This is a genomic window from Burkholderia sp. IMCC1007, from assembly GCF_027257875.1.
GTDB lineage: Bacteria > Pseudomonadota > Gammaproteobacteria > Burkholderiales > Burkholderiaceae > Burkholderia.
Genome location: NZ_JAPVQY010000106.1, coordinates 1 through 11,610 on the forward strand (window position 1 = coordinate 1; position 11,610 = coordinate 11,610).

At 66.4% G+C, this 11,610-nt stretch carries 10 protein-coding genes; all 10 read right to left on the reverse strand.

The genetic code is table 11. The annotated features are described in order from the left end of the window. Positions 1-152: 152 nt before the first annotated feature. The gene (locus tag O1Q03_RS39145; protein WP_269511313.1) at positions 153-1,646 is read right to left on the reverse strand and encodes an aldehyde dehydrogenase; all 1,494 of its coding nucleotides are present in this window, start codon (positions 1,644-1,646) and stop codon (positions 153-155) included. Between the two features lie 16 nt (positions 1,647-1,662). After that, positions 1,663-2,994 (reverse strand): NAD(P)/FAD-dependent oxidoreductase, encoded by a 1,332-nt coding sequence (locus O1Q03_RS39150; protein WP_269511315.1) that lies wholly within the window; start codon positions 2,992-2,994, stop codon positions 1,663-1,665. 6 nt (positions 2,995-3,000) lie between these two features. Further along, the gene (locus O1Q03_RS39155) at positions 3,001-3,888 is read right to left on the reverse strand and encodes a dihydrodipicolinate synthase family protein (protein WP_269511317.1); all 888 of its coding nucleotides are present in this window, start codon (positions 3,886-3,888) and stop codon (positions 3,001-3,003) included. Positions 3,889-4,073: 185 nt separating this feature from the next. Continuing rightward, a complete protein-coding gene (gene glyA / locus O1Q03_RS39160) occupies positions 4,074-5,369 on the reverse strand; it encodes a serine hydroxymethyltransferase (protein WP_269511318.1) in 1,296 nt (431 codons plus the stop codon). 165 nt (positions 5,370-5,534) lie between these two features. Then, positions 5,535-6,416 (reverse strand): glycine betaine ABC transporter substrate-binding protein, encoded by an 882-nt coding sequence (locus O1Q03_RS39165; RefSeq protein ID WP_269511320.1) that lies wholly within the window; start codon positions 6,414-6,416, stop codon positions 5,535-5,537. A gap of 153 nt (positions 6,417-6,569) precedes the next feature. After that, entirely contained in the window at positions 6,570-7,457 is an 888-nt protein-coding gene (locus O1Q03_RS39170) for an ABC transporter permease (RefSeq protein WP_269511322.1), read from the reverse strand. Next, positions 7,454-8,743, reverse strand: coding sequence for a quaternary amine ABC transporter ATP-binding protein (locus O1Q03_RS39175; RefSeq protein ID WP_269511324.1), 1,290 nt, complete (start codon positions 8,741-8,743; stop codon positions 7,454-7,456). Before O1Q03_RS39175 ends, O1Q03_RS39170 begins: the two co-directional genes overlap by 4 nt. Before the next feature lie 538 nt (positions 8,744-9,281). Further along, positions 9,282-10,136, reverse strand: coding sequence for a 3-hydroxybutyryl-CoA dehydrogenase (locus O1Q03_RS39180; RefSeq protein WP_269511326.1), 855 nt, complete (start codon positions 10,134-10,136; stop codon positions 9,282-9,284). A gap of 37 nt (positions 10,137-10,173) precedes the next feature. Further along, a complete protein-coding gene (gene bktB / locus O1Q03_RS39185; RefSeq protein WP_269511328.1) occupies positions 10,174-11,367 on the reverse strand; it encodes a beta-ketothiolase BktB in 1,194 nt (397 codons plus the stop codon). A gap of 49 nt (positions 11,368-11,416) precedes the next feature. Then, positions 11,417-11,610: 4Fe-4S dicluster domain-containing protein (locus tag O1Q03_RS39190; RefSeq protein ID WP_269511330.1), on the reverse strand; the 194-nt coding region annotated here is incomplete at its 5' end.

An 11,610-nucleotide genomic window follows, 5' to 3' on the forward strand; every position in this document is an offset into this window, starting at 1 on the left:
GGTCGCGCGATATGCGGCCGTGCTCCCGCGACATCGTGCAGCGCGGCATCGCGATCGAGCCGCGGCGTGCGCGGGCGTCCGACGCCGCTGCCGCGCATGCCGCCAACCGGGCCGCGCGGGGCCCGGCGTGCTGCGGCGCCGCTCGCGCGCACTCAGTCGAGCTTCAGCCAGGTGGTCTTCAACTCGCAATATTGATCGTGCGCGTAGACGGACTTGTCGCGCCCGCCGAAGCCGGACTGCTTGAAGCCGCCGAACGGCGTCGTCAGATCGCCTTCGCCGAAGCAGTTCACCGTGACCGTGCCCGCACGAATCCGCGCGGCGACCTTGTGCGCGCTGTTCACGTTGTCGGTCCACAACGACGCGGCCAGCCCGTAGCACGTGTCGTTGGCGATCCGCACCGCATCGTCGACGTCGTCGTATTCGATCAAGCACACGACCGGCCCGAACACCTCGTCGCGCGCGATGCTCATCTGCGGCGTCACCCGGTCGAAGATCGTCGGCTCGACGAACCAGCCGCCGGTGTCGGTCAGGATCGCGCGCCCGCCGCACGCCACGCGTGCGCCTTCGGCCTTCGCCTGCTCGATATGGCCGAGCACCTTCTCGCAGTGCTTCTGCTCGATCAGCGCGCCCAGCTTCACGTCCGGATCGAGCGGATCGCCGGTCTTCCAGCCGGCGAGCACGGCCTGCATCTTCTCCAGCAGTTCCGCCTTGCGGCTCGACGGCACGAGGATCCGCGAGCCGGCGCTGCAGTTCTCGCCCATGTTCCAGAACGCGGCCGCGACCGCCTGTTCGGCCGCGGCATCGAGATTCGCGACGTCCGGCAGGATCACCTGCGGATTCTTGCCGCCGCACTCGAGCACGACGCGCTTGAGGTTCGTATCGGCCGAATAGTGCAGGAACCGCTTGCCGGTGGCAGTCGAGCCGGTGAACGCGACGAGATCGACGTCGGGATGGCGGCCGATCGCTTCGCCGGCCTCGCCGCCGAAGCCCGTCACGACACTGAACACGCCCGGCGGCACGCCGGCCTCGGCCGCGAGATCGGCGATGCGCAGCGTCGACAGCGACGTCTGCTCCGCCGGCTTCACGACCACGCTGTTGCCGACCGACAGCGCCGGGCCGATCTTCCACGCGAGCATCAGCGCCGGGAAATTCCACGGCAGCACCGCGCCGACGACGCCGATCGGCTCGCGGGTGATCATGCTGACGACGCCCGCACCGGACGGCGACAACGCGTCGTAGCGCTTGTCGGTCACCTCGGCGTGCCAGCGAATGCATGCGGCCGACTCGGGGATGTCGAGCCCCAGGCATTCGCCGATCGGCTTGCCGGCCTCCAGCGCCTCGAGCAGTGCGAGTTCGTCCGCATGCGCGTCGATCAGCTGCGCGAGCCGAAGCAGCACCGCCTTGCGGTGCGCGGGCGCGGCCTTCGACCACACGCCGGATTCGAATGCGTCGCGCGCGGCCGCGACCGCGTGATCGACGTCGCGCTCGCTGCAGCGCGCGACTTCGGCGAGCACCTTGCCGGACGCGGGGTTGAGCGTTCCGAACGTCTCGCCCGATGCTGCCGCGCTGCGTTTGCCCGCGATGAATGCGCGACCGTCGAGCGACAGTGCCTGCGCCTTTTGAATCCAGTCCTGATGGGTCGTCATGTCGTTTCCTCAAAAATCAAAGTTCGGCGCCGGCCGAGAATTCCTTGGCCCAGATCGTCGCCGACACGGCCAGGTCGACGAGCGGCCGGACCGGCAGCGGGCGCGGATGCGGCTGCTTCAACAACTGCCGCACGAGATCGTGCGATTCGCCGAGCGCATATTCGGCGATCAGCTTGCCGGATGCCGACCCGCGGCTCAGGCCGAGGCCGTTGCATCCGATCGCTTCGTAAAGCCCGTCGTCGCGCCTGCCGAACAGCGCGCCGTTGTTCGCGGACAGGCACAGCGGCCCGCCCCACGTGTATTCGAGCTCGACGCCGCCGAGCATCGGGAAACGGCGCTCGAACGAGCGCTGATGCAGGCTGCGCGCCTTCGCGAGATCGGCCTGCGACACCGTCACGTCCGGCCGGAACGCGAAATGGTTGCGCACGCAAATACGATCGGTGATCAGGCGCCGCACCGTCGTGCCCATCGGGTCGGCCGGGATCAGCGACCAGGAGCGCGTGCCGCCGAGTTTCGCCACTTCGTCCGGATTCATCGGGCGCGTGAGCGACGCGAACGTATAGACCGGCAACAAGCCGTTCGAATGCCGGCCGAACGTCGCCGCATACGCGTTCGTGCACAGGACCACCTGCTTCGCGACGATCTTGCCGCGCGCGAAATGCAGCACCCGCGTGTCGCCGCGCTGTTCGATCGCCGTGACCGCGCTGAGCTCGAACACCGTCACGTTGTCCGGCTGCGTCGCCGCCAGGCCGCGCATCAGCGCGGCCGGCTGCACCGTGCTGCAGCCCGGCGTGAACAGCGCGCCCGTGTAGAAACCGGTGCCGGTCACGGCCTGGATCGCCGGCTGGTCGAGCCATTCGAACGCTTCGCCGATGCGCGCCAGCCCGTCGGCGAAATGCGCGAGCGCCGCCGCACCCTTCTTGTTGACCGACGCGTGGTATTTGCCGTCGTCGCGCCAGTCGCAGTCGATGCCGAAGCGCCGCACGATCGAGCGGACATAGTCGATGCCGTGCCGCTGGAAGCGGACATCGGCACGATCTGCGTCGATGCTGCGCGAATAGCTTTCGCTGCTGATGTCGTGCGGCAGGTCGACGAAGAATCCGGAATTGCGCCCGGCCGTCGTGCGTCCGACCCGGTCGGCCTCCACCAGCGCGATGCTCGCGTGGGGCGCGAGCTCCGCGAGCCGGCGCGCCGCGCACAGCCCGGTGATGCCGCCGCCGATCACGACCCAGTCGAACCGGGTGTCGGACGTGACGGTGCGCGCGTCCGGCGCGGGCGGCAAGCTCTCCCACCAGCCGTTCATGCCGTCCGGCGCCGGAAACCGCGCGAATTCCAAAGTCGAGCCCATGATGGCTTACCGGCCGTCGCGGATCAGCGGTTTGACGAGCTTCGCGAACGCGTCGCGCTCGTCGCCCGACAGCGCGCCGAGCGGTGCGCGCGCGACGCCGACCGGCAGCCCGGCCAGCTCGCAGCCGTAACGCACGTACTGAATGAACTTGCCGCTGCGCTCGAGCAGTTCGAGCACCGGCAGCAGTTGCGCCATCAGCTTGCGCCCGGTCGCGAAATCGCCGCGCTTCACGCAGGCGTCGAACAGCTCGGTGTGCGCTTCCGGCAGGAAGTTCGACGCGCCGCCGACCCAGCTGCGCGCACCCCATGCGAAGAATTCGAGCGCCTGATCGTCCATCCCGCAACTGAGCACCAGCCGGCCGCTGAAATGCGTCGACAGATGATGCAGATGCGCGATGTCGCCGGTGCTTTCCTTCATCGCGACGAAGTTCTTGCGCTCGAGCAACTTCTCGAGAAGCGCATCGCCGATCTCGGTGCCCGTGCGCGCCGGAAAGTTGTACAGCATGATCGGCATGTCGAGCGCATCGTCGACCGCGAGCAGATGCGCGAGCAACTCCTGCTGCGTCGGCTGCGCGTAGTACGGCGCCGCGACCAGCAATGCATTCAATCCCGCGCGCTTCGCTTCCCGGCCCAGACGCAGCACCTCTTTCGTCGTCGTCGCGTTGATGCCCGCGGTCAGGAACGTCTTGCCGCCGGCCGCGGCCGCGACCGTGTCGAACGTCCGCACGCGCTCGTCGAAACTCAGTGCGTAGTATTCGCCCGTCGTCCCGCCGATCCCCAGCCCCGACACGCGGCCGGCGAGATCGGCAGCATGCCTGCCGAGCAATGCGTGATCGATTTCGCCGTCCGCGTCGAACGGGGTGACCAGCGGTGTGTGTACGCCTTCGAAGCTCATTTCAATTCCTCATCAAAGTGGATGGACCAGGCCGACGTTGTATCGGACACCTCATTGAAGCGTCGCGGCACACGCGGAACCTGCAATTCGACAAACGTCGTCGGCACGCCGCTGCGTTCGTGCAGCCGCGCCGATCGATTCGATACGAAACCGGGACGAAGGCCCCGGCCCGCCCGATTCCTGGATCAGGCAAACGCCTCCGCATGCGCGTAAATCGGGAACTGGTTGCACAGATCGCGCACGCGGGTCCGTACCGCGCGCTCGACCACTTCGTCGCCGCCCGGCTCGCGCTCGAGCGCCGACAGCACGTCGACGATCATTTCGCCGATCTGCTCGAACTGCGCGGGACCGAACCCGCGCGTGGTGCCGGCCGGCGTGCCGAGCCGGATGCCGGACGTGACGGTCGGGTTCTCCGTATCGAACGGAATCCCGTTCTTGTTGCAGGTAATGCCCGCGCGCTCCAGCGCCTTCTCGGCCTGCGTGCCGGTCATGCGCCGCGAGCGCAGGTCGACCAGCAGCAGATGGTTGTCGGTGCCGCCCGTGACGAGCGTCAGGCCGCCGTCGGTCAGCACGCGCGCGAGCGCCTGCGCGTTGCGCAGCACCTGATCGATATAGCGCGTGAACTCCGGGCGCAGCGCTTCGGCGAATGCGACCGCCTTGCCCGCGATGACCTGCATCAGCGGGCCGCCCTGCAACCCCGGAAACACCGCCGAATCGACCTGCTTCGCCACATCGGCGTCTTTCGTCAGAATGAAGCCGCCGCGCGGGCCGCGCAGCGTCTTGTGCGTGGTGGACGTCACCACGTCGGCGAACGGCAGCGGGTTCTGATGGCGGCCGGCCGCAACGATGCCCGCGATGTGCGCCATGTCGACCATCAGCTTCGCGTCGACGCTGTCCGCGATGTCGCGGAACGCGGCGAAGTCGAGCGCACGCGGATAGGCCGAGTAACCCGCGATGATCAACTTCGGGCGATGCTGCTCGGCGAGCCGGCGCACGTCGTCGTAGTCGATGCGCAGCGTGTCCGGGCTCACGCCGTACTGCACCGCGTTGAACCATTTGCCCGACAGCGCCGGCCGCGCGCCGTGCGTGAGATGGCCGCCCGCATCGAGCGACATGCCCATCACCGTGTCACCGGGCCGGACCAGCGCGAGCATCACCGCGCCGTTGGCCTGCGCGCCCGAATGCGGCTGCACGTTCGCATATCCGGCGTCGAACAGCGCGCACGCGCGGTCGATCGCGAGCGCCTCGATCCGGTCGACGTGGTCGCACCCGCCGTAGTACCGCCGCGACGGATATCCTTCCGCGTACTTGTTCGTCAGTACGGTGCCCTGCGCCTCCAGCACCGCCGCCGACGCGATATTCTCGGACGCGATCAGCTCGATGTGGGTTTGCTGGCGGCGCAGCTCCAGCGCAATCTCCGATGCGATCACCGGATCCCGACTCTGAAGCGTTTCGGAAAAAAAGCGGGCGTTCTCGTTCACTTGTAGACTCCGCGACGCGATTCGCGACGTGCTGCATCGACTGCCTGGACCGCCCGCCGCAAGCCGGCGCGCGCGTTGCGGCACCGTCCTCGGCTTGCGGCGATATGCGCGGCCGGGCTACGCGAGCGACGCCGATCGCGTCGCCCGCGCCACCGCGGCGCGGCTTTACTGCTGCAACCAGGCCTTCAGCTTCTCCGGATGAGCATCGACGAACTTCTTCGCGGCCGTCGCGTAGTCGTTCGTGCTGTTGCCGTCGAATTCGATCGCTTCGACGTCGGCGAGCGTCAGCTTCAGGTGCTTGAAGAACACGTCGGCGCGCGGGAACTTGCCGGCGAACTTCTTCGATGCGAACGCGTGAATCTGCTCTTCACCGCCCAGCGTGTCCTTCGGATCCTTCAGGTAGCGCATCTGCCACTTCTGGAACAGCCAGTGCGGGCTCCAGACCGTCGCGACGATCCACTGCTTCGACTGGTACGCGCGCGACACGCTCGCCAGCATCCCCGCCTCGCTCGATGCCTGCAGGTTGTAGCCGTCCAGGTTGTAGGCCTTGATGGTCTTCTCGGATGCCTGCATCAGGCCGCCGCCCGGCTCGATGCCCTGGATCGTGCCGTTCAGCTTGCTCTTGACTTCCGGCTTGTTCAGGTCGGCGATCGACGACAGCTCCGATTCCGGCACGTAGGTCGGCACCGCCCAGCCGTTCTTGCCGCCGGTGTAGATGATGCCGACGTCATCGAGGTCGTTCTTGTACTTCGCGTAGTACGTCCCATGCGTGACCGGCAGCCAGCCGCCGACCATGATGTCGAGATCGCCGCGCGCGACGCCCTGGTACTGGATGCCGATCGCGGCCTGCACGAACTCCACCGGCTGCTTGAGCTGCGTTTCGAGCACGTACTTCGCGACGTTGGCCACCGCCAGCACGTCCGCCCAGTTGGTCACCGCGATCTTGACCGGCTCGGCCGCCGACGCCGCTCCCACACCTGCGCTGCAGGCAACCACCGTCGATACCGCAAGTTTCGCCAGAAGCGACTTGAACGTATGGGCTTTCATCTAGTACTCCTTGTTAATCACGCGAGTCTTTCAGGGGTGAGGAACGCCTTCGAGCGGCGTTTCTGGTCTCTACGCACTGCTACAGCGATTGCGCCGCGGCACCGTGGCCGCGGCGCGTCATCGTCCTTCAGCTGCCTTCAACTGCCGTGACCGTCAGGTGCGAGCCGCACCTCGCGGGGCGCCCTTGCCGGCACGCGCGATCGGCTTCTTCACCTTCTTCTTCGCCTTCACGCCGAAGCTTTCCGTCAGGCGGTCCAGCACGATCGCGAGCAGCACGACACCCAGCCCGCCTTCGAAGCCGATCCCGATGTCGAGGCGCTGGATGCCGCTCAGCACGTATTCGCCGAGGCCGCCCGCGCCGATCATCGATGCGACCACCACCATCGACAGCGCCATCATGATCGTCTGGTTCACGCCGGCCATGATCGACGGCAGCGCGTTCGGCAACTGGATCTTCCACAGAAGCTGCCAGTCGGTGCTGCCGAACGAGCGGCCGGCTTCGATCAGTTCGTCGCGCACCTGGCGGATCCCGAGTGTCGTCAGCCGCACGACCGGCGGCATGGCGAACACGATCGTCGCGATCACCGCCGGCACGCGTCCGAGCCCGAACAGGATCACGGCCGGGATCAGGTACACGAACGCGGGCATCGTCTGCATGAAGTCGAGCAGCGAGCGCAGGATCATGCCGATCCGGTTGTTGCGAGCGCCCCAGATGCCGAGCGGCACACCGATCACCAGGCTGAAGAAGGTCGCCGCGATGACGAGCGCAAGCGTCGATACCGTCTGCGCCCACAAGCCCATGTAGTGGATCACGAGCAGCGCGAAGCCGACGAAGATCGAAAACACGATGCCGCGGCGCCACAGCGCGAGGCCGACCAGGAGCACGACCATCGCGGCGAACGGCACGGCGCCGAGCCCGTCTTCGAGCAGTTTCACGACCGCGCCGAGCCCCGCCGAGAACGTGTCGAAACCGCCGCGAAAGTGCAGAAACAGGAAATTGACGAAGTCTTCCGCGAACTTCCCGATCACCGACGAATTCATGCTGCCCTCCGTTGCATCATCTGCTTGAGTATCGTCCGGCAGGACACGACGCCTGCCAGTTGTCCTGCTGCGTCCGTCACCGGCACGTCGTGCTGCTGGGTCAGCGCGATCGATGCGAGTCGATGCAGATCCGTATCGATCGACACCGCGCTGAAGTCGTTCAGGAATGCGTCGCGAATCGGCCGCGCGCCGGACCGGTGCAGCGTGGCGGGCGTGACGCAGCCGAGGTAATGGCCGGCCTCGTCGCACACGTAACCGCATTCGGCGCCGCTGTCGATCAGCTGGTTCAGGTAACGATCGGACGGCGTGCCCGCATCGCAGCGAAGCAGCCCGCGCTCGACCTTCGTCATCATGCTGGAGGCCTTCAGGAAGCGCGACACGTCGACGTTGCGGAAGAAGTCCTGCACGTAGTCGTCCGCCGGCGTCTGGATCAGTTCGGCCGGCGTGCCGACCTGGATCAGGCAGCCGTCCTTCATGATGCCGATGCGGCCGCCGATCTTCACCGCTTCCTCGATATCGTGGGAGATGAACACGATCGTGCGCTGCTCCTCCTTCTGCAGGCGCAGCAGCTCGTTCTGCATTTCGAAGCGGATCAGCGGATCGAGCGCGGAGAACGCCTCGTCCATCAACAGCACCGACGGATTGACCGCCAGTGCGCGAGCGAGCCCGACGCGCTGCTGCATGCCGCCGGACAACTCGCTCGGCAGCAGCTTTTCGTACGAGCCGAGGCCGACGCGCTCCAGCGCGGCACGCGCGACTTCGTAGCGCTGCGCCTTCTTGATGCCCGCGACTTCGAGCCCGTACGCGATGTTGTCGATCACGGTTCGGTTAGGCAGCAATGCGAACGACTGGAACACCATCGCCATCTTCTGGCGCCGCACGTCGCGCAGCTCCGGTGTCGACATCGGTGCGATGTCGCGGCCTTCGAGCACGACCTGGCCGGACGTCGGCTCGATCAGCCGGTTGAGCAGGCGCACGAGCGTCGACTTGCCGGAACCAGACAGCCCCATGATCACGAAGATCTCGCCGGCCCTCACGCTCAGGCTCACGTCGTTGACCGCCACCATGTTGCCGGTCTCGGCGAAAATCTCGTTGCGACCGACACCGCGCTTCAGCATCTCGATCGCACGCTCGGGCTTCGGACCGAAAACCTTCGACAGGTGCTTGACGGTCAGGATGTCGTTTCCGGTCGCGATGCTCGACCGGGCGATCGACGGCGCACCGTCAGTGTGGATTGCCCCCGGGGGAAGTACGTCGCCCGGTGCAAACGTCAGATTTGGGGCCATTCTGTCATCCCGACTAACTGGTAAGAGAAGCCGCGAACTTCGGACGAGTCGTCATCGATCGCGCGCTGGCTGCGTGGACTCGATGCCGCTCCTGCGTGGTTGACGGCGCTGATGCACTGAACAGTGAACGCAGCGTATCAATCCAATTACGCGGCTCCAGATACATTTTCTGTGCGCTTTTCCATACCTTTGGTAATGCATCGAATATGGGCACGAAAGCGTGGCTGAACCAAAACCGTGCGAATGACGTGAAAGCCAATGCCGGTGCGGCCGGGCGGGATTTGTCGGGGATTGCGGCGATGCGATGCGCGCAGCGGGTGGCAGGGCTCGCTAGGGGAAAATACCGACAGGCCCGTTTAAGGGAAACTACTGAGAAAACGCTAGAGGAAGCGATTTCCTTCGAGTCTGGGAGCCGGCGCGTGTCGGGGAAACGAGTACGTCCGGCTGGATCTGATCTGTCCGTGCTGCGCGCCTAACGGCCCCGCACAAACAAACGGCCGCCCGAAGGCGGCCGCACGAAGTGGCACCGACGCGCCGCTTACTTGCTGTAGTCGTACACCCCGCGCCCGGTCTTGCGCCCGAGGCGCCCGGCCGACACCATCTCGCGCAGCAGCGGGCACGCACGGTATTTCGTGTCGCCGAAGTCCTTCAGGAACACGTCCATCACCGCGAGGCACACGTCGAGCCCGACCAGATCGGCCAGCGCGAGCGGCCCGATCGGATGGTTCGCACCGAGCTTCATCCCCGCGTCGATCTCCTCGGCCGACGCGATGCCTTCGGCCAGCACGAAAAACGCTTCGTTGATCATCGGCACGAGGATCCGGTTCACGACGAAGCCCGGCGCGTTGCGCACGCCGATCGGCGACTTGTCGAAACGCTCGGTCAGCGCGCGCACGGCCGACGCGGTCGCGTCGCTCGTCTGCAGCCCGCGGATGATCTCGACGAGCGGCATCAGCGGCACCGGGTTGAAGAAGTGCATGCCGACGAAGCGCGACGGATCGGCGAGCAGCGCCGCGAGCGACGTGATCGAGATCGACGACGTGTTGGTCGCGATGATCGCATCGGGCCGCGCGACCGACTCGATCTGCTTCAGGATGCGGCTCTTCAGCTCGACGTTCTCGGTCGCGGCTTCGATCACGATGTCGACCGCGGCGAGCTTCGCGTAATCGGTCGACGTCGTGATGCGCGCGAGTGCGGCGTCGCGTGCGCCGGCATCGAGCTTGTCCTTCGACACGAGCCGCTCGAGGCTGCCCTTCAGTGCGGCGACGCCCTTGTCGAGCGCCGCATCGCTGACGTCGATCAGCACGACGTTGAGTCCTGCAACGGCTGCGGTTTGCGCAATGCCGTTGCCCATGGTTCCGGCGCCCACGACGCCGACGGTTTCGATAGCCATACGATTCCTGTGTGTTCGGGTGCTAAGCAGTCGATTATCAGATGTTCTCGAAGATCGCCGCAATCCCCTGACCGCCGCCGATACACATCGTCACGAGCGCGTAACGCCCGCCGATGCGCTTGAGTTCGTACAGCGCCTTGACCGTGATCAATGCGCCCGTCGCGCCGATCGGGTGGCCGAGCGAAATGCCCGAGCCGTTCGGGTTGACCTTCGCCGGATCGAGGCCGAGCTCCTGCGTGACCGCGCAGGCCTGCGCGGCGAACGCCTCGTTCGCCTCGATCACGTCGAGATCGGTGATCTTCAGGCCCGCGCGCTCGAGCGCCTTCTGCGTGGCCGGCACCGGACCGATGCCCATGTACGCCGGATCGACGCCCGCATGCGCATACGCGACGAGACGCGCGAGCGGCTTCACGCCTTGCGCGCGCGCGGCGTCCGCGCTCATCATCAGCACCGCGGCGGCCGCATCGTTGATGCCCGACGCGTTGCCGGCCGTCACCGTGCCGTTCTCCTTCACGAACACCGGCTTGAGCTTCGTGAAATCGTCGGAGCCGGCGTCGTGACGCACGTGTTCGTCGGTGTCGAATGCAACCTCGCCCTTCTTCGTGCGGATCGAGATCGGCAGGATCTGATCCTTGAAGCGGCCTTCGGCGATCGCGCGCGCCGCGCGACGATGCGATTCGAGCGCGAGTGCATCCTGCGCTTCACGCGAAATGCCGTATTTCTTCGCGACGTTCTCGGCCGTCACGCCCATGTGGATCGTCTGGAACGGGTCGTGCAGCGCGCCGAGCATCATGTCGACGAGCTTCGCGTCGCCCATGCGCTGGCCGAAACGCGCGGACGGCACGCTGAACGGCGCGCGGCTCATGTTCTCCGAGCCGCCGCCGATCGCGACGTCGGCGTCGCCCAGCATGATCGTCTGCGCGGCCGACACGATCGCCTGCAGGCCCGAGCCGCACAGACGGTTCACCGTCAGCGCCGGCGCATGCTGCGCGACGCCGCCATTGATCGCCGCGACACGCGCGAGATACATGTCCTTCGGCTCAGTGTTCACGACGTGACCGAACACGACGTGCCCGACCGCATCGCCCGGCACGTTCGCGCGCGACAGCACTTCGCTCACGACCTTCGCACCGAGATCGGTCGGCGAGAAATCCTTCAGGCTACCGCCGAAATCGCCGATCGCGGTACGGACACCGCTCACCACCACGACTTCCTTCGCTGCATTGCTCATCGTCTCACTCCGGTTCGTTCGCGCCCGCGGGCGCAGGGGTACGTATGCGTTACATGTTCGGGTAATTCGGCCCGCCGCCGCCTTCCGGCGTGACCCACACGATGTTCTGCGTCGGATCCTTGATGTCGCAGGTCTTGCAGTGCACGCAGTTCTGCGCGTTGATCTGCAAGCGATCTTCGTTGCTGTCGTTCTTGATGAACTCGTAGACGCCGGCCGGACAGAAGCGCGCCTCCGGGCCCGCGT